Annotated in this window: 20 protein-coding genes and 1 pseudogene; 9 read left to right on the top strand and 12 right to left on the bottom strand. The window is 27.1% G+C overall.

Features of this window, described 5'->3' with window-relative positions; all coding sequences use genetic code 11:
• Position 1: 1 nt before the first annotated feature.
• The 6 genes from B4A23_RS04405 to B4A23_RS04430 all read right to left on the bottom strand — a co-directional run bounded on the left by B4A23_RS04405 (position 2) and on the right by B4A23_RS04430 (position 3,405).
• Positions 2 to 616, bottom strand: coding sequence for a protein-tyrosine-phosphatase (locus B4A23_RS04405; protein ID WP_291117482.1), 615 nt, complete (start codon positions 614 to 616; stop codon positions 2 to 4).
• An 18-nt stretch (positions 617 to 634) separates the two neighbouring features.
• The gene (locus tag B4A23_RS04410) at positions 635 to 1,105 is read right to left on the bottom strand and encodes a DUF6428 family protein (RefSeq protein ID WP_291117313.1); all 471 of its coding nucleotides are present in this window, start codon (positions 1,103 to 1,105) and stop codon (positions 635 to 637) included.
• A 72-nt stretch (positions 1,106 to 1,177) separates the two neighbouring features.
• Positions 1,178 to 1,507 (bottom strand): ArsR/SmtB family transcription factor, encoded by a 330-nt coding sequence (locus B4A23_RS04415; RefSeq protein WP_286485223.1) that lies wholly within the window; start codon positions 1,505 to 1,507, stop codon positions 1,178 to 1,180.
• Between the two features lie 89 nt (positions 1,508 to 1,596).
• Positions 1,597 to 2,223, bottom strand: coding sequence for a conjugal transfer protein TraD (locus tag B4A23_RS04420; RefSeq protein ID WP_291117317.1), 627 nt, complete (start codon positions 2,221 to 2,223; stop codon positions 1,597 to 1,599).
• Between the two features lie 3 nt (positions 2,224 to 2,226).
• Entirely contained in the window at positions 2,227 to 2,625 is a 399-nt protein-coding gene (locus B4A23_RS04425) for a DUF3408 domain-containing protein (protein ID WP_291117320.1), read from the bottom strand.
• 12 nt (positions 2,626 to 2,637) lie between these two features.
• A complete protein-coding gene (locus tag B4A23_RS04430; RefSeq protein ID WP_291117323.1) occupies positions 2,638 to 3,405 on the bottom strand; it encodes a ParA family protein in 768 nt (255 codons plus the stop codon).
• Between the two features lie 665 nt (positions 3,406 to 4,070).
• Here B4A23_RS04430 and mobA point away from each other — a divergent pair.
• The 7 genes from mobA (at position 4,071) to B4A23_RS04460 (ending at position 11,119) form a co-directional block, all read left to right on the top strand.
• Entirely contained in the window at positions 4,071 to 4,514 is a 444-nt protein-coding gene (gene mobA, locus B4A23_RS04435) for a conjugal transfer protein MobA (RefSeq protein ID WP_276682018.1), read from the top strand.
• Positions 4,511 to 5,797 (top strand): conjugal transfer protein MobB, encoded by a 1,287-nt coding sequence (gene mobB, locus B4A23_RS04440; protein WP_291117330.1) that lies wholly within the window; start codon positions 4,511 to 4,513, stop codon positions 5,795 to 5,797. Before mobA ends, mobB begins: the two co-directional genes overlap by 4 nt.
• A gap of 100 nt (positions 5,798 to 5,897) precedes the next feature.
• Positions 5,898 to 7,889, top strand: coding sequence for a conjugal transfer protein MobC (gene mobC / locus B4A23_RS04445; protein WP_291117333.1), 1,992 nt, complete (start codon positions 5,898 to 5,900; stop codon positions 7,887 to 7,889).
• 220 nt (positions 7,890 to 8,109) lie between these two features.
• Entirely contained in the window at positions 8,110 to 8,295 is a 186-nt protein-coding gene (locus B4A23_RS16540; protein ID WP_414647057.1) for a transposase, read from the top strand.
• Positions 8,296 to 8,843: 548 nt separating this feature from the next.
• The gene (locus B4A23_RS04450) at positions 8,844 to 9,104 is read left to right on the top strand and encodes a transposase family protein (protein ID WP_291117336.1); all 261 of its coding nucleotides are present in this window, start codon (positions 8,844 to 8,846) and stop codon (positions 9,102 to 9,104) included.
• A gap of 509 nt (positions 9,105 to 9,613) precedes the next feature.
• A complete protein-coding gene (locus tag B4A23_RS04455; RefSeq protein WP_291117339.1) occupies positions 9,614 to 10,609 on the top strand; it encodes a beta-1,6-N-acetylglucosaminyltransferase in 996 nt (331 codons plus the stop codon).
• A 210-nt stretch (positions 10,610 to 10,819) separates the two neighbouring features.
• Positions 10,820 to 11,119 (top strand): hypothetical protein, encoded by a 300-nt coding sequence (locus B4A23_RS04460; protein WP_291117344.1) that lies wholly within the window; start codon positions 10,820 to 10,822, stop codon positions 11,117 to 11,119.
• Between the two features lie 933 nt (positions 11,120 to 12,052).
• Here B4A23_RS04460 and B4A23_RS04465 read toward each other — a convergent pair.
• Together B4A23_RS04465 and B4A23_RS04470 are read right to left on the bottom strand one after the other, a co-directional pair.
• Complete coding sequence (locus tag B4A23_RS04465) at positions 12,053 to 12,295, bottom strand: hypothetical protein (RefSeq protein ID WP_291117347.1); 243 nt, start codon at positions 12,293 to 12,295, stop codon at positions 12,053 to 12,055.
• A 96-nt stretch (positions 12,296 to 12,391) separates the two neighbouring features.
• Positions 12,392 to 12,951, bottom strand: a pseudogene (locus B4A23_RS04470) (helix-turn-helix domain-containing protein).
• A 268-nt stretch (positions 12,952 to 13,219) separates the two neighbouring features.
• Between B4A23_RS04470 and B4A23_RS04475 the strand changes: the two are divergent.
• On the top strand, positions 13,220 to 14,152 hold the full coding sequence (locus B4A23_RS04475) for a beta-1,6-N-acetylglucosaminyltransferase (protein WP_291117349.1): 933 nt from the start codon (positions 13,220 to 13,222) through the stop codon (positions 14,150 to 14,152).
• Between the two features lie 10 nt (positions 14,153 to 14,162).
• On the opposite strand, the gene B4A23_RS04480 is transcribed toward B4A23_RS04475, so the two are convergent.
• Both B4A23_RS04480 and B4A23_RS04485 read right to left on the bottom strand, forming a co-directional pair.
• Positions 14,163 to 15,260, bottom strand: a complete 1,098-nt coding sequence (locus tag B4A23_RS04480; protein WP_291117352.1) for a calcium:proton antiporter — start codon at positions 15,258 to 15,260, stop codon at positions 14,163 to 14,165.
• A 1,095-nt stretch (positions 15,261 to 16,355) separates the two neighbouring features.
• A complete protein-coding gene (locus tag B4A23_RS04485) occupies positions 16,356 to 17,414 on the bottom strand; it encodes a 3-oxoacyl-ACP synthase III family protein (RefSeq protein WP_291117355.1) in 1,059 nt (352 codons plus the stop codon).
• 591 nt (positions 17,415 to 18,005) lie between these two features.
• On the opposite strand from B4A23_RS04485, the gene B4A23_RS04490 reads away from it, so the two are divergent.
• A complete protein-coding gene (locus tag B4A23_RS04490) occupies positions 18,006 to 18,197 on the top strand; it encodes a cold-shock protein (RefSeq protein ID WP_135837047.1) in 192 nt (63 codons plus the stop codon).
• A gap of 263 nt (positions 18,198 to 18,460) precedes the next feature.
• Here B4A23_RS04490 and B4A23_RS04495 read toward each other — a convergent pair whose 3' ends face one another.
• Both B4A23_RS04495 and B4A23_RS04500 read right to left on the bottom strand, forming a co-directional pair.
• Positions 18,461 to 19,285, bottom strand: a complete 825-nt coding sequence (locus tag B4A23_RS04495) for a universal stress protein (RefSeq protein WP_291117358.1) — start codon at positions 19,283 to 19,285, stop codon at positions 18,461 to 18,463.
• 310 nt (positions 19,286 to 19,595) lie between these two features.
• Entirely contained in the window at positions 19,596 to 19,952 is a 357-nt protein-coding gene (locus tag B4A23_RS04500; protein WP_019976043.1) for a winged helix-turn-helix transcriptional regulator, read from the bottom strand.
• Positions 19,953 to 20,093: the final 141 nt, after the last annotated feature.

Genomic DNA, 20,093 nt, shown 5'->3' on the forward strand with positions numbered 1-20,093 from the left:
TTTAAGATTTTATTTTCGAGAAAACATACATCATTTCAGTTGCAATTTCTATACTTCGTTGTTGATAAATTTCGTTTTGTTCAGGTTTATTATCCGAAATTTTAGGGTCTTCATAAGTAATCGGAATTCTTTTTTCTGCACCAGCTATGAACGGACATCCGTCATCCGCTTGCGAACAAGTCATTATAGCTGCAAATTTTGAAATTGGATTAAAAACATGGTAATATCTTTTAGAAAATCCAATAATTGGCAACGAATTCTCATCAAACTTAATAGCATAAATTGGATTATCCCTTTCTGCAATTTTGAAAATATGTAAACCTTGATTGGTTAAAGTTTCTACAACTTTAGGAAATAAAACCGTTTCTTCAGTTCCTCCCGAATAACATTGCAAATTCTTAATTTCATAAAACGACGATGCGACTTTCGCCCAAACTTGTGATAAATGACTACGACGAGAGTTATGCGTGCAAATAAAATTGAGATTTATCGCCTGATTATCATTAATTTTTTGCTGAATATAATCTACCAAAGGTTGCAAAACAGCCTTTCTTTCGGTAGAAATATCATCAAAATTTTGAAGTTTTAATAGAAATTCTTTTAATTCTGTAAATATCTGAAAAATATTTTCTAATTAACAACATCCACCACCCGGCGTACAGGTATTGGCGTTTGAATTTAATTGCGTCAATTGGATTTTGGGTTTTTGAGATGGAATTCCGCAAGCATCTTGAGCTAAACAAGCCGTTAATTTATTCTTCAAAACGAAGTTTTTTCCATTGAATTCTAAATCATATTTACCGATTGTTCCTGCTTGATATTCCACTTCAATTTCTGCATCTTCGATGCCTAAATGTTTTTCTGAAAGTTCTATAATGCTTAATAATTTGTTTGGTTTCAAACGATGTTCGTAGTCATCAGCATTCCATAATTGAAAATTGACTACTTTTTCATTTCTAATTGTTCCACCACAATCAATAAAATTTTTATTGATTTGACCTACTTCAGTTACGTGAAAATATTCTGGAACAAAAGTTCCGTCTTCTAATTGAAAAGCCACATTTTCTAATGTAGGTAAAATTGTTTTAATTTCTGAAAGTTTCATAATTTTATTAAAATTTAATATGTAATACGTAATATTGCGATATAACGATGTATTTATCTAAAAAAAATGCTTTTAACAACATTCTTTTACATTGACATCTTGGTTAAAAAATTGATTGAAATAAACCTGAATTTCATTCCATTTTTTTTCCTCGATACAATAACAAACTGATTTACCTTCAATTGTTCCCTGTATGATTCCAATGTTTTTTAACTCTTTCAAATGTTGTGAAATGGTAGCTTGTGCCAAACCTAGTTCCTCTACCAAGTCATTACAAATACACGCTTTTTGATTAATAATATAGTACAAAATTGCAATTCGAGCAGGATGTCCCAATACTTTGAAAAGCGTTGCTAACTTATTTTGCTCGTCTGTAAATATTTCTGTTTTCGTAATTCCCATTTTAGTTATTTTTATATTGCAATATTACGATATATAATTCAAATACTAAATATTTTTTTTAAAATAAATACCTATGAGGTTTATTTTACTCACACAAACTCCCCAATATCAAAATCATCAAGATTTTTATTTAAAATAGAAGAACTGGAATCTGATTTAGATGAAATGCTACTATCCAATAATTTTGCAATATTGATAGACGCATTTTCAATTGAATTTTCAAGCAAACTGAATAATTCGGTTCCATTTAGTTTTTGAATAATAGTTGTTGTGGTTTCAAGTTTAGAAAGTTCTTGCTCATTTTTTTCTAAAAATTTTTCCACTTGACTAAGTTCTTCGAAGGTAACCCCTTGGGCAAAACCATCATTGTCGCTGCTCATTCCATACCATTTCCATTCTTCTTCCTCTTCTTCAAAATCAGGTACAACATTGGAATCTTCATCCAATTCTTCTTTAGAAGTTTGATGAGAAATAATTTCATTCTCATCAAATTCTATGTCTAAATTATTGGGAATTATTGTTTCTATTTTTATTTGGCTTTCATTGGACGCGTTTGGCATTTGAAGGTTTCGAATTTGTTTCGGTTTCCCCATTATGTCAGATAAATTGTGATTATTTTCTTCATCTTTTGATGAATGAGTTCTTTGTAATGGTAGTTTGTCATAGATTAATAAAGCAATGACAACCATTAAGCATATTAATATCAATATTTCCATAGTTTATAATATTGGTTTAAAATGATCATTGAAATAAGCTGTTATCTCATCACCATATTCCTTAAAGTGTTGTTCGAGGATGTTATCAATGTATGAATACAACGTAGTTTTTTCTTCACGAGTTAATTGCACAATTCGAAGTAACCTTTCGTGGTATTCGGGACGTATGTAAACAACCTTGCCACTGCGACCTGAAGGAAACCGATTAATCAAAAATATTTCTTCATAATCAATTTTTTTTGAAGAATTTCTACGGACTTTTTCTTTTATTTCTTTCTTTATTTCATTTTGTTGATCTACTTCTGGTTCATCAGAAACCTGATTACCACTCATAATATTCATAATCATTTCTTCATCTACTTCAGATTTTTCAAAATCTTTTCTTTTTTTATCTACGGACATAACGAAATGATTTTATATATTGATAATTTTTATAAACTCTTCGATAAATTTATCCAGACGAGTTGTTTTCATTAGTTGGAGTTCAGCTGGAAGTAAACTAGAACGGAATATACTGTTTGGTATACCATCCGCTTCTTTTCTAAAACGTTTACTGTCCATTATTTTGGAATTCATTAAAGATAATTTAAGTTCTTTAATTATACTTTGGTATACTTCATATATCCCTGTCTTTTCTCTGCCATCTACTTGATTCCAAAAAAGCAATATTTTCTGTTTCTTATTACGCTCATCAGTTTCAGGTAGTCCAATAAATGCTTTGGTAAAACTCAACGTACTTTCCATCACTAAACGGTCAGCAGTAATTGGAGAAAAAATGAAGTCCATTGACCTTAGAGTTGTAAGTACTCCTTTTGTGTTAGCAGTACCAGGCAAGTCGAAAAATATTACATCTGGCTTTATTGACAATTGATCGACATATTCCAGTGCCTTAGACAAGGAATCTTCAGCTTTACAACTGATAATCGGGTATACCTTTTTATTAATTCTTAGATAAAGTTTCATAGCAACCTTTTTATGGTAATCATTTTGCATAATTGTTTTTAAATCCCTTTCTCGCATATTTGCTAAACTATGCTGAGGAAAGTCGCAATCCATTACGAGTACGTTATATCCTAATCGATAGTGAAGTACACTTGCAAGTAGTACAGTCATTGTGGATTTTCCAACGCCACCTTTTGGAGTTGAAAAGCTAATTTTTAAAGTTTTTTTTCTTGTTTTCATTAATTAAAGATTTATCATTTTTTTATTTATTTTACGATTTTAAACATTTAGAATTTTGAATGATTATTCTAAACCATATTTAAGCTTAGATTACAAAAAGCTTTTCCAACCTTTTTTATATTTTGTTGTATTATTTTACTGATTGATAATTTTGTGGTAAACATAATGTTTTACTGCTTTTACGTTTTTACAGTTTTATATTTTTAAAACCATACACTTTTATAGTAAACTGCTTATTTGTAAACCTAAATTCAGATCTTGTTTACGTACATTATTTTTAACCTTTCTTAAAACTATAAAGCAAAAAAAGAGAACCTTTTTATTGACTTCAATCTTTTGGACTTGATTGGCTTTTGATGGAAGTATTTGTCCGAATTGTAGATAACAATAAACTATTAAACAACACTTTACTTTGTTCAATAATTATGATTAACAATATTATTCTGACTTTTTGATAAAATGAACGTTTAGAAGTCGGTTTTCAAAACCGATTAATTCTATTTCAAATTAATTCGTTTTAACCAACGAATTTTTGTGTTCACTGGAACACGGCAAGTTGTGTTTTGAGGCACTCGAAATGAATTTCTTACCTTAAAACGACTTGCTCTGCGAGGCTAGAAAATCTTCCGAAGTCAGGATTTTGTATAAATTAAAAATTGGATAAAATGAAGAATGAAAATAATCACAGGAAACAAAATAAAGGTGGACGAATTCCTAAAACGAATCCGAGTGTTCACCGTCATGTTTTTAGATTGAATGATGAAGAAAATGCTAAACTCTTATCGTTATTTGAAGCATCTGGAATGCCTAATAAAGCGAAATTTATTGTTTCAATTTTATTTAATAAAGAAATAAAAACAATCAAAATAGACAAAGGAACAATTGATTTTTATATACGATTAACGTCGTTTCATAGTCAATTTAGAGCTGTAGGTGTTAATTATAATCAAGTTGTTAAAATGTTATACAGTCATTTTTCTGAGAAAAAAGCTGCTGTTTTTCTGTATAAATTAGAAAAACAAACAATTGAAATGGCTTTATTATGCCAAAAAATTATCAAAATAACAGAGGAATTTGAATCAAAACACTTGAAAAATAATTTAAAATGATTGCAAAAATTAGTAGAAGTCTTAGTTTATATGGTGTTTTAGCCTACAATCATTTAAAAGTTGAGAAAGAAAAAGGTCAAATTTTAATGATCAATAAAATGATTGAAACACCAAATGGACAATATTCTGTCAATCAATTGGCTCAATCATTTACTCCATATTTGATTGCGAATCGTAATACAGAAAAACATACGTTACATATTTCACTTAATCCAAATCCTAAAAATGAACTAAATGATGAACAATTTCAAGATATTGCAGTTCAATATATGCAAGAAATGGGGTATGAAAATCAACCTTTTGTAGTGTTTAAACATACTGATACAGGACGAAGTCACATCCATATCGTTTCGGTTTGTGTAGATGAAAATGGAAAGAAAATTTCAGATAAATTTGAGAAAAGACGTTCAATGAATGTATGTAGAGAATTAGAACAAAAGTTTGGATTAGTTCCTGCTATTTCTTCAGAAAACAAACAGAATCATTTGGTTTTTCAACCAGTCAACTATCAAAATGGTGATATAAAAAGTCAGATTGCCTCTATAGTCCGACATCTTCCAAATCATTATTTTTTTCAAACGTTTGGAGAATACAATGCATTACTCTCTTTGTTTAATATTACAGCTGAAAAAGTGGAAGGAGAAAGAAATGGTAAATTGCTAAAAGGATTAATTTATTTTGCACTTAATGAAAAAGGAGAGAAAGTTAGTCTACCATTTAAATCATCACTTTTTGGAAAAAATACAGGATTATTAGCTTTAGAAAAACATTTTGAAAAAAATAAAGAACAATTAAAAAATCATCCAACTAAAGTAAGTTTAAAATATGCTATTTCAAATGCTTTACAAACTTCTACTAATGAATTGACTTTTAAGAATCGATTAGCTGAACAAAATATCAATGTAGTAATCCGTAAGAACTCTGAAGATCGAATATATGGAGTAACCTTCATCGATCATCATTCTAAAACAGTTTGGAATGGATCACGTTTAGGAAAAGAATTTTCTGCTAATGCTTTCCATGAATCTTGGAAGAATGATAGTATACAGAATAATAATTCAACTACTGAAAACAAATCTTCAATAAAATTGAATGAAAATCTAAACTTTCCAATTGAAAAAGAACAACACCATTTGTTTGATTTCTTAAACGAACATAAAGAACAAGGAAATCTACTTGAAATTTTTGGATGTTTAATTCCTCATGCTCAGCATGAAGAATTTGAGAATTTTGAATTAAATAATGATTTGATGAAAAAACGAAAAAGGAAAAGAAAACAATGATTTATTTGGACAAATCATGCTTTATAAAGCCATTTACTTCCAAATCAAAACCTATTTAATTACAAGTAATAATTTCAACTTCAAATTATAGAGTTTTAAAATGCAGGGAGAAGACGATTTAAGAGGTTTGGCAAAAATAATGGGATTTATGCGAGCTGTAAGCATCATTTTAGTGTTGATGCATTTGTATTGGTTTTGTTATAAATTCTTCTTAGATAATGGTTGGACTCTTGAAATTATCAATAAAACCTTAATCAATTTCGATCAAACGGCTGGATTATTTTCAAAAGGTATTTACACTAAAACTTTCTCCATTTTGCTTCTTGGATTAAGCTGTTTAGGTACAAAAGGTGTTAAAAATGAAAAAATAAGTTGGACTAAAATAATAATTGTTTTAGTCATTGGGATCCTATTGTTTTTCTTTAATTATCCATTCTTAAAATTACCTCAACCAATTTCAACATTCTTGTATTTTTTATCATCAAGTTTAGGCTATATCGCTATTATGGTTGCTGGAGTTTGGATGAATCGTTTACTTCGAATCAACTTGATGAATGACGTTTTTAATAATGAAAATGAAAGCTTTCTGCAAGAAACGAAATTGATGGAGAATGAATATTCTGTTAATCTACCTACCAAATTTTATTACAAAGGGAGATGGAACAAAGGATGGATTAATATTGTTAATCCATTTCGTGCGACAATTGTATTAGGAACGCCTGGTTCTGGAAAATCGTATGCCGTAGTGAATAATTACATTAAACAACATATTGAAAAAGGTTTTTCGATGTATATCTATGATTTTAAATTTGATGATCTTTCACTGATAGCTTACAATCATTTATTAAAACATCAAGATAAATATGAGGTCAAACCAAAGTTTTATATCATCAATTTTGATGATCCAATTAAAAGTCATCGTTGTAATCCCTTGAATCCTGAGTTTATGACGGATATTTCCGATGCTTATGAAGCAGCCTATACCATCATGTTAAACCTCAACAAAAGTTGGATTCAAAAACAAGGTGATTTTTTTGTGGAAAGTCCCATTATTCTATTGGCAGCAATTATTTGGTATCTTAAAATTTATGAAAATGGAAAATATTGTACTTTTCCTCACGCCATAGAATTATTGAATAAAAAATATTCTGATTTATTTACCATTCTTACTTCATATTCTGAATTAGAAAACTACTTATCTCCTTTTATGGATGCATGGCAAGGAGGTGCACAAGATCAATTGCAAGGACAAATTGCATCAGCAAAAATTCCTTTATCACGAATGATTTCACCTCAACTTTATTGGGTAATGACCGGTAATGATTTTTCATTGGATATCAATAATCCCAAAGAACCAAAAATTCTGTGTGTAGGAAATAATCCTGATAGACAAAATATTTATTCAGCAGCCTTAGGATTGTACAATTCTAGAATTGTGAAACTTATCAACAAAAAAAAACAATTGAAAAGTTCGGTTATTATTGATGAATTACCAACCATTTATTTCAGAGGATTGGATAATTTAATTGCAACGGCAAGAAGTAATAAGGTTGCTGTATGTTTAGGATTTCAAGATTATTCACAATTGATTCGTGACTATGGTGATAAAGAGGCTAAAGTGATACAAAATACTGTAGGAAATATTTTTAGTGGACAAGTCGTAGGTGAAACAGCTAAAATCCTTTCAGAACGTTTCGGAAAAGTTTTACAAAAACGACAAAGTTTAACCATTAACAGAAACGATAAATCAACTTCGATATCTACTCAATTGGATAGTTTAATACCGGCTTCAAAAATATCAACCCTTACACAAGGAATCTTTGTTGGTGCTGTTTCTGATAATTTTGATGAACGTATTGAACAAAAAATATTTCACGCTGAAATAGTCGTTGATACAGAAAAAGTAGTTTCTGAAACTAAAAAATATCAACAAATTCCATCAATCCGATTATTTAAAGATGAAAATGGAATAGATCAAATGAAAACACAAATTGAAGCTAATTATAAGCAGGTTAAACTAGATGTAATTAATATTGTCGAAACTGAATTAGAAAGGATTAAAAACGATCCTGATTTACAGCATTTAATTTAAATTTTCCCTAGTAATAGAAAATCACATTTAAAAAGAGTAGAAAGTATTGTAAATCGTCAGCAAAAAGTGGACAACTAAGACTTAAATTAGTCTAGTATTTATTAAAACATTAACTTTAATTATGGCAATTTTAAGAAAGAAAACCCCAGAAAAATTTGTTAAAGATATTCGTTATAATACACGACGAATATTTACAGCCGAACAATAGATTTTAATTTTAATAGAGGTCTTAAAATCTGAAATTTCACTAGCAGAACTTTGTAGAAAATATGCAATTTTACAATCGCAGTTTTACAAATGGAATAAAGAATTATTGGAAGCTAGTAAAAAGCGATTATCAGATGATATCACTCGAAAAGCAACAAGTAATGAAGTATCTGATTTACGAAAAGAAAACTTACGTTAAAAGAGATGAATGTAGCTGATTTAGTTGTGCGTTATGTTATAGTAAAAAAAACCTTAGACTCGTTGGATTAAAAGCTAGATTTAAGATATATATGAAATTATCAGCAAGCGAAAAAGACGATATAATTCAGATTGTAACTCGTTTATAAACTGGAGCTAAGCGCACTTTAAAGAAATTTAGAATTGTACGAAGTACTTTTTGTAAATGGTATTCCTATTATTTGGAAAAAGGATTTGAGGAATTTAAATCCACACGACATTCAAATCATCGAAAATGGAACAGTATTCTTGATTCATAAAAGGATTTAATTGTAGAATTAGCATTAGTTTATCCTGAATTATCTGCCAGAGAATTAGCATTTAAAATTACAGATAAACTAGGGGATTTATTTCAGAGTCGAGAGTTTATGGAATACAGATGAAACGAGATTTAATTTCAGCACCCAATCATATCTTGATTTCAGCAGCGAACGCATTTAGTGATACAAAGAATTTTATTGATTAGATGTCGCAAACAGATTTCACATATTTTAAAATTTTTGGATGGGGATGGTATTATTTAAGTACGATTACAGCCGATATATTATTCATTGGAAGTTATGTAGTTCGATGAAAGCCGAAGATTTGATAAGAACTGTAAAAAAAGCGAAGGAAAAAGCAACATTAAAAACCAAACAGAAACCAAATTTATTATCTGATAATGGATCTTGTTATGTGTCAAGTGAACTAAAAGATTACCTGAAAAATATACAAAAAATGAAGCATGTCATAGGAAAAATCACTTCAGCCGTAAACACAAATGAAAATTGAAAAGTATCACAGAACGATTAAAATGTAGTCAAATTAGATCACTATTACCATCCTGATGAACTTGTAGAGGTCTTAAATAAATTTGTAGAAAATTATAATAATTGTAGATTTCATGAGGCTTTGAATAACCTACTCCTGCGGATATGTATTTTGGTAGAGCAGATAAAATTTTAAAACAAAGAGCAATTATTAAACTACAAACAATTACCAAAAGAAGGCAGATGTATTTTCAAGAAAAAATAATAAATTTATAAATCTAATATTCTCTTAATTTTTAGATAGAAATGTGCAATTTATTTTGACAACATACATTAATATATTGAATCTACTTTATTACTATATTATTAATTTATCTTCATATTAAACATCATAAAAGGTTTATTATATAAAATTAATCAAACATTAACATATTTAATTGATAACAAACAATTTATTATTCGTAAATTAATAAAAATACATATTTCGAATAGTAAAATATACCTATGTATTAATAATTCAAATTAAAAAAAATGAATAATGTCTTGAATAATAGTACAAACGGTAATTTAGTATTAAAAAACACTTCCACAAAATGTGTGAATATTGCTTATTTTATCATGGTTCACCGATTACCTAATCAATTTAAAAGATTATTTAAAGCAATTTACGATCCTGAAAATTATTATCTTATTCATATAGATAATAAATCAACAGATATTATTAAGAATGATATTAATAATTTTCTGAAACATTTCCCTAATGTATTTATTATGAAAAGTAAAAATGTAATTTGGGGAGGATACAGTATGGTACAAGCAGAATTAGATGGGATGAAGTATCTTTTAGAATTAAATATTAAATGGGATTATTTTATAAATTTAAGTGGGCAAGACTATCCTTTAAAATCTCAAAATATTATCCGGCAGTTTTTAACAGAAAATAATGGAAAAAATTATTTAAAATTCTCTATTCAAAATATTTTTAGACCAGAAACAATGAATAGAATAGAAAATCATTTTAATGAAATGGATGATAAAATATCTCCATTAACATATAAACGAGAATATATGAGAAATACCGTTCCTTATATTGGAGGACAATGGATGATTTTAACTAGAGATTGTTGCCATTTTATTTGCAATAATAAAGAAGTGAAGAAATTCGAAGATTATTATTTAAATACACTAATCCCTGACGAATCTTTTTTTCAAACTGTATTGATGAACACTTCTTTTGAAGGAATAATAATTAACGATGATAAAAGAGCAATTATATGGATTCCTGATGGAGACATAAAATTACGACCTAAGACATTTACAGAAAGTGATTTTGATTTTTTACAATTAGGTAATAATCTTTTTGCTAGGAAGTTTGATGATAATGTTGATGATAAGATAATCAATATCATAGAATCAATTTTAAATCATCCTTTAAGTTCAAAAACAATTTATACAAACTATTCTATAATCGATATACTTTTAAATAAAATAAGAAACATTAAACATAATTTAAAATTATCATTTTAACCGTTTAATACCGTGTAAACAGTATTAAGATTGTAGATTTATAAAATCATTCATTTATGATGATTATTTAAGGTGAAAAAGCATAGAATGGCATTAGTGTCGTTCTGTGTTTTTTGAATTTATTAAATTCCATTTATGTTATATGTATGTTATAATTACACATAAAATAGAAAGTTTAATTATAATAGTGTACCTTTTAAAAAAATAATTATGACAACTGGAAGAATTAATGATGAATTGGATAATTTAATATATTATATTAATGAATATCAAAAAGCTAAAATTAATTTAAGTGAAGCTATAAATAGGACTCAAATTGATGATGCTAATTATACCTTAGAACTTAACTTATTAGCAATTGAAAGTGTTTTTAATTTGAATCATGAATTAAAGGAAATTGTATTGCCTAAAGAGATAAATAAAAAAGAATGCATAGAAGGTTCTTTTTTATCTACAAATTTTGTAAACGATGTGAGAAATTACATTCATAAAGTAAAAAATTACACTTAATATATTTTTTATTCACTTCAAAGTAATAAATATTAATATTTATTACTTTGAAGTGAATTCGCTGCACCAATACTACACTCCTACTCAAGCCAAGTTATTAGACTCTTGGCTTTTTTATTTTCAAATTTTAATAAAAAATATTCAATAAAATCTAAGAGTACTCGTAAAAACACATTTAACGAAATAACTTAAAAAAAATCCAGATTGTAATTGCAGTTAGTATCGCTGTAACAGCTAAAATTTGAATTGTTTTAAACATCCATTTTTTTCGTAATTTGCCATACTATATTCTTTAATTCTTAAAAACTTTATTAGAAAAGTATAATATACGCTATTATAAATAAATAACGTATCATATTTTTTTATTCTCAATAAAAAAATACAAAATACTAAAAATCCAATATAAAAATAAATTATCTGTAGTATAGAAAATAATTTTACATTTTTATTTGAATAATGTGAGAAAAATATTTTTTTCACAATTATTTTAATTTGTGTATAAACTTTACTAATAGACTAATAGCTGGCAGTTTTTTATATTAAAACCAGTAATTCTCGTAGGTTTATGGTTTTACTTTTGAAAAAAACTACTTTATATCTCGTTTCTTTTTCAATCTTTGGAAGAGATTTCGAATATTTTTAATTGCATTTTGATTGCATATAAATATTGTTTTAATTCAACAACAGTAATATGATTACTTTCAGAAAAAATTATAGGAGTCTCTAGCAAAAGAATATACAATTCTGGAAATTTTTTCCGAATCCTCATCGTCGTCAAAAGAATTTCATTCGTTAATCTATGTATTTTTTCGTTCTTGTCCATAACTGTTTGTAATTAAAATTGTTTATTCTAGTCATAAGGACTTTTCTTTTAACAAGAAGGACAGGAAAAATAATTCCTATCCTTCTTGAATATGATTTATCTAATAGATTTTATGAAGTAAATCCGTTCGATTTTACATTTGTAGCTTTCTTAATAATGTTCATAACTTCATCTGCCTTTTTATTAAGTCTATTCCCTACTCTTTCAATCAATTCATTTTCCTTACCAGGTTCAAATTTTAAATCTGAATCCGTAAATTGCGAAAATTTTTCTTTAAGTTCTTTTGACTGTTCATTCCAGTCTCCAATAATTTTAAATTTTTCGCTACCGTTTTTGTTTGAATTTGTATCCATAATTCATGATTTTTATTGTAACTGAATTGTTACTTAACAAAGGTGGTTATAAATAAATAGGATATATTACATATATAATTAAGATAGTTACACATATCACAGATTTTCTAAATTCCCTTTTCGTTTTTGCTTCAGTTGCTTATAAAAAGAAGGAGAAAGCCCAGTTATCTTTTTAAATTGATTGGATAAATGAGCAACGCTGCTATAATTTAACTTATAAGATATTTCTGTAAGATTTAACTCATCATATAAAAGCAATTCTTTTACGCGTTCTATTTTATGCATAATGATAAATTGTTGTAGTGTAATTCCTTTTACTTCAGAAAACGTATTAGAAAGATAAGTATAATCATAGCCCAATTTATGGCTGATATAGTCTGAATAATTCTCTTTAGGAAGTTCCTCTGAGTGATGAATCATTTCTGTTATTACATTCTTTATTTTTTCAATCAGAATACTTTTTTTATCATCTAAAAGTTCCAATCCCGATTTCAATAAATTTTCCTTAAGCTTTTCTCGCTGCTCTTCTGTTATTCCTTCTAAAACTTCAGCCATTCCCAATCAACTACTACATATTTAAGCCCTATTTTCTTTAGCTCTTCTTCTACCATCATCTTACAACGTAGACTCACCATATATTTTATGTATAGTTTCATTTAGATATAATTTATGTTTAGCTTTAAGGAAGTTACAGCTATTTACGAAGTTTTTACCTATAACTGTATACTTCATTACAAAAAAATGTTTTGATGATTATTGTAATATACACAATGTAACGATTGATTCTTTCTTGAAAAAACAAAAAAAATTACTGCTGTAGAATAAGGATTATAATTGAGTGGTTTGTAAAAATATATTCCTAACTTACAATACGATAATTAAAATTGTTTACTTAAGTGGATGATTTATAAAATCTTCTTAAAAATGCAAACTATTTCTCCTCAAACCCAACCTCAGGCAAAAACTGAATCTATTCCTTCTAGACATTTAATCAAGATAGCTTATTTTATTATCATACATCATAATGAAGAACGATTTAAAAATCTTTTTGAAAAAATTTATACCAGTGATCAATGGTATCTTATTCATATAGACAGAAAGGCTAAACCTAAATTCATAGAAGAAATACAACAATTTCTAATACATTTTCCTAATGTTTATATTTTAGAAAGTACTAATATTAACATTCATGGATTCAGTATTGTAGAAATTGAAATAAATGCAATGAAATTTTTGCTTAATGTAAGTAATCAATGGGATTTTTTCATCAATCTTAGTGGAGATGATTCTCCTCTAAAATCTCAACGTATCATTCGTCAATTTCTTTCAGAAAACAGAGAAAAAAACTACTTATTATATTACGATCAAAAAACTCATCGACCAGATACTTTAAAAAGGATACAAAATCACTTTACAGAACTTACCTATCATATTTCTTCATTCGTTTATAAAAGAGAATATATGAAGGATGTGATTCCTTATATTGGTGAAAAATGGTTTATCTTCACAAGAGAAACTTGTATTTTTATTAGTGAAGACAGTCAAGTAATAAAGTTTAAAAAATTCTACCTTAATACATTCTTACCTGGAAATTCTTTTTTCCAAACTGTTTTAATGAACACAACTTTTCATAGCATTATTGTCAATGACAATAAAAGAGTACAATGGAATACTAAAAAAACTGTTGAAATATTTATTAATGAACTTAAAAAAGAGAATTATCTTTTTATAAGAAAAATAACAAATGAAACAGATCCGATTATTCTTGAATATATTGAAGAAAGTTTTCATATAAAACTCCCTAAAATTAATGATGTAAAAAAAGAATTAAGGATTGGTGACCATCGGAAAAATTAATAAATGATCCCTAAGGTATTATTATAGTAAATAAATAAATTAGAAAAATTGATATCAATACAAATCCCTGCATAATGTTAGTTTTTCCTGTTGCTAAAGAAATCGTAATAATAAATAATGACAATCCTAGTAAAATAGTTGATTTAGTATCAATTCCTAAACTCATTCTTATTCCTGTTACAACTGATGTTATTGCTATTACAGGAATGCTAAGCCCAATACTTGCTAAGGCAGAACCGAAAGCCAAATTTAAAGATGTTTGAATTTGATTATTTCTAGCTGCTCGAAAGGCTGCCAAACATTCCGGAAGAAGTACAATTCCTGCTATTATTACTCCTACTAGAGATTTTGGAGCACCTGCCCATTTTACAACATGTTCTACATCTTTTGAAAGTAACTTTGCCAACACCACAACAATACCAAGACATAATATCAAAAATACAATACTTATATACATTTCCTTTCGGGATGGTTTTATTGGACGTTTATGTAACACAGTATTTTTAGATAATTTATTCTCTGGTGATATAAAATAGCTACGATGACGAATCGTCTGCATCATTGTAAAACCAAGATATAAGCCTAAACTAATAATAGAAACAAAAACCAATTGCGTAGATGTATATTCACCTCCATTATGACTAATCGTATAATTGGGTAAAATAAGAACAAAAATAATAATAGAAGTAAGAGTAATCAATGCTGTACTTACACCCTGAAGTGTAAAATTCTGTACTTTAAATTTTATTGAGCCTATAATGATACATCCTCCTATAATTCCAGTAATAATAATCATTACAGCTGCATATACTGTATCTCGAGCAAGTGTAATGGTTTCCAAGCCTTTTGCTCCTAACATAATTGAAATAATCAAAGCAACTTCAATTACAGTAATGGCAAATGCCAAGAGAAGCGTACCTAATGGTTCACCTACCCTATAAGCAATAACCTCAGAATGGTGTACAGCAGCAAGTACACTTCCTATGAGCAAAAAAGATAATGTAAGAGAATAAAATGTTCCAGAAAAATAGTAGTGTCCAAAATAAGTCAGCCATCCAAATAAAGGAATAAGTATGGTCCATACTAAAAGATATATTTTTTTTTTCATAGAGGTTAACAATGTTATTTTTTTTCGTTTTTAGGTATTAAGAATGAGTCTATTGTTTCACATTATATACACAGAGTATAAGAAACTTTCATTAAAAAAATAAGAGGAAGTCAACTAAATTTTAATAGTTCTACACATCTTAGATTAAGGCATTAAAATCAAAGTGATAAGTGAGTAGAAGTCTAGAAAAACTAGAAAAAAACATTGAACAATCTTTGAAAAATAAATTTGAATAAGAGTTCTTTAATTTACTTATATGTAAATATAAATATTTTCAAATATAGTGATAATCTATAAATCTATCATTGGAAATGATAGGTTATTTTGTATGATATAGCATGAAAATCGAAAATATTTAAAATTATTCTATTTTTTTATTTTAATACTAACTATTAAGTAGTCTATTTTATAATATACAATATAGTATAAGTAAACTAATATTCAATTTCACGAACAAAATATCTAGCTAAGTATTTTTTGTAATATATGAAATAAAACTTTTTTTAAACAAATTAGTTGTAACTTACAAAGTAATAAAAGGATAAATTGAATTAAAAAAATTATCACAATAACCACTCATACGAATATCCTTGACCGAGACAATAAATTTATCGAAAAAGAGTATCCGTAATTAAATATCTATTTAGAAGATGGTTATAAAGTAAAAGATGTTATTCGTATAACTTTAGCTTCTACATCGGCTTATATGTATTCTTTAACCTTTATCTTAAAAAAAATAATACACGAGTAATTAAAAGAACTATTAATCATATAATTATGAATATTTAAATTGTTAAAAACTCTTAAATATACTAGCTAATTATGTATTTGTTGAAAATATATCAACACTAATAATAAACATATTATACTATCATCTATTTTGAAAATCATCAAAAATTAATTCTATAAAATTTAGAATCTGAAGTAATTTAGAATTTTAAAACTACTTATTAAAAAAACTTTAAAATCCAAAACGTTTAATAAATTATTGCCCTAATATATATTGGGGTGTTTTTTATTTAATAATGAAGGTATTTATTAAATTTTAATATCATTCATATTTCTATGAAAACCTAGAGCTTATAATATATAGATTCAAAATTGGTATATGAAAGTATTGATATTCATACCGGCACCTACAGAAGCAAACAAAACTACATCTCCTTCGTTAATATGGTGATTTTCTAATTCATCATTTAGTATCATTTTTAATAAAATAGGAACAGTTGCTACACTACTATTACCCAATTTATGAATAACCATTGGCATTATATCTTTTGGCGTATTTTTATCATATAATCTATAAAATCGTTTGACTATGGCTTCATCCATTTTTTCATTCGCTTGATGAATTATTATTTTATTTATATCATCTATGTTATATAAACTATCATCTATACACTTTTTCATGGCTAATGGGACTTTAGATAAAGCAAATTCATAAATTTTTCGTCCATGCATTTTTATGTATTTCGTGTCTGGACAATGATCAGAATTATAAGATTTACCAAAATAAAGAAATTCCTTTTCTACGTTAGCATATGAAGCCGATAAATGAGCCTGTATACCTATATTTTTCTCTCCTGATTCAATTATTACTGCACCAGCACCATCTGCATAGATCATACTATCTCTATCATGTCTATCTACCACTCTCGATAAGGTTTCAGCCCCTATCACTAAACAACGTTTGGCTAAACCAGCATTTATAAAAGCATTGGCTTGTATAACACCTTCTATCCATCCTGGGCACCCAAAAACAACATCGTACGCAACACAATATGGATTTTGAATTTTTAATTTGTGCTTTACTCTTGCTGCAAGACTTGGTACCATATCAGATTGTATTGTACCATACCTTACATCACCAAAATTATGAGCAAATATAATATAATCAATTGTTTCAACATTTATTTTTGCATTCTTAATTGCAGAAGCTGCTGCTAAATACCCTAAATCTGATGTTACTTGACTATTTTCTGCGTATCGACGTTCTTCTATACCTGTTATTTGTTTTAATTTGTAAGCAATTGTAGCATTATCTTGTAAAATAGTAGCACCTTTTTCATCTAAAAAATGATGATTATCAAAAAAAAGATTTGAAATTGTTTTAGTTGGTATGTAGTTGCCAACACCTGTGAAATGATTTCCCATAAAAAAAATAATAGTAATAAAAAACTATTAAGTGTCTACAATGTCGGGATTAAATAACAATTATAATAAAGTATTCATTTTTTAACACAATATTTAAGACTTTTACATTCCAAAACTAAATATATTAGAAAATATTATTGGATAAATATAAGCTGTAATTTTTTTTATAAACTATATATAGCATTATAAAATCTATCTTTTATACATTTAGCGTTTTAAAATTATAGTAAATAAAAAAAGTTTTTTTCAAATTGTTATTTATCCAACTATTTACTTTACATTTGTAGCGATATCAGAGATAAGATATTAATTAGTTACAAACTAAATTTTTTAGACATACCATTTTTAATTTTTTTGGCAGCAAGCCTTTTACTTCTTAAAATATTGTATTTTTTTACTTTTACTTTATACTTTTCAATATATTCAATTTCAAATTGATTTTTAATCTCAAGTATTTCACGTTAATTATCACGCGTTAAGTTGATTAATTTATTGAGAATAATGAACGATTTCTTTTTTTTAGAATAGAAATAGTTCCTTTATGTATAATTATAGAAATTTTTTATTATTCTCTTTTTTAAAAAAAATATTATGCAAGAAGGTACAGTTAAGTTTTTTAACGATACAAAAGGTTTTGGTTTCATTACAATTAAAGAAACAGGAAATGAAATTTTCGTTCATACATCAAATTTAATTGATGATATTAGAGAAAATGATAAAGTTTCGTTTAAAGTAGAACAAGGGCAAAAAGGCCTTATGGCTACTAACGTTAGACGTATGTAATTAAACTTTAATAATAATATAGTAACGTAAACATATAAATGTTTTTAAACTAAAATATTATTTAATACATCATATAAGGCTGATTCTATAAAGGAATTTAGCCTTTTTTATTCTATAACATTCAAAATATAAACTGTCTTTAATTAGGATTGTTTATAACAATGATATCTCTCTTATGAGTTTTTATATTCTGAAATTGATCGTTTAACTATTCAGTAAACATAATCTCTTCTCTACTTAATATTTATTGCTTCTATATAATTTTATCCTAAATTCAGTAAGATAGGTACTTTCGGATTCAGTATAATTTTACGCGCAAGACTTTTACTAAAAAGTCGCTCAAAAAAGTTACGTCTTTCAATTAAAGTCAATAAGCACAAATCTGCTTGAAGTTCCTCTATTATTTCATTAACTACATTTATTTTTTCCTGATTTAATACTAATTTGGATTCTAATTGCATATTATTAGTTTTAGATAAACTATTAACCCAATCCTTTAATTTCTTATATTCTTCATTATACCTTTCATGTGTGATATGAACCATGGTGCATATAATATTTTTCGGTTTGAATATATATTTAAATATTTCAAATACTTTATTGTCTTGGTTTTGATAATCTGTAAAAAAGATAAGTTTATCCATTTTAAAGCCCTTATTATTTTCTGGGACAATTAAAAGAGGTGTATTAGTATTTTTTGCAATATCATAACTGTTACTACCGAGAATGTTCTTACGAGGAACAGAAGATCCATGAGTCCCCATTATAATTAAAGTTAATGGATTTATAGATTCGTAGTTTTGAATTACATCCACTAAGTTCCCTTCAATAATGGAAGTCGTAAAAATATTTATTTCTTGTTCTGTAAATTTGGCTAAAAATTTTTTCATATCTACTTCTGCTTCATATTTAGCCCTATAAGCATCAGCTTCGTTAACTATTTTACTTTGAAAAGCAGTTACAAACGCTTTGTAAGCATGCAAAATATGGATATCAGCATTCAGATAATTCGCTAAACCTTGTGCATACTTCATTGCGACAATTGAATTGTTAGAAAAATCTGTTGGGAGTAAAATAATTGGTTTCATAGTAGTATTGTTTGGAATAGTAAAATTTATAAACTATAATGTAAATAATCCTTTATTCCTAAAGATAAATATAAAAATTAAGAATCGAAACTAAATCGATTACCAATAATTAATTATAAAATCAGAAAGTTTAAAAAATATCTAGATTAAAATCAAGCACATTAAACTCATAAGTATAATTCTAATTAATGTATTTAAATATCAAAGTATATTGAACAATTAAACACTTTTTAAGAGTTGTTTACAAATAATTTAATCAGTAATAATGGTAAAAATTATGTAATTACATGGAAAAAATGCTTACTGTTATTTATTTGTACAAACTACGACGATAATTTTCGCCCCATAAAATAATCTCATCCATCAAACCTTTAAAGCTTTTTCCTCGCTCTGTTAATTCATATTCTACTGTAATTGGTTTTGTTTTTAATGCTGTACGGGTAATTAATCCATTGACTTGCAAATCATCCAATTCTTTTGCTAACATCTTGCGTCCTATGCCATCAATTGAATTCAGAAGCTCCATAAATCTCATTTTGCCCATTACCAATAGGCTTCCTAAAATAAAAACTTTCCACTTTCCACTAAGTAGGTCTGTTGTATCTTTTATGGCTAAGATTTTAGCTTTACATGCTAGATTTCTTTCCTCTATTGCTTTTTTATCCATTCGAACTATATATTAAAAAAAACTTGTTGAGCTAAAGTATAAAAAAAAAGCAAGGTACCCAATTTGAAACCAGTCTCTTACAGGGAACCCATAGTATTTTAATCCCCACTTCAACCTACTTTTGTAAAGAATAAAAACAAA

The sequence above is a fragment of the Empedobacter sp. UBA7248 genome (genome assembly GCF_002472945.1).
GTDB lineage: Bacteria > Bacteroidota > Bacteroidia > Flavobacteriales > Weeksellaceae > Empedobacter > Empedobacter falsenii_C.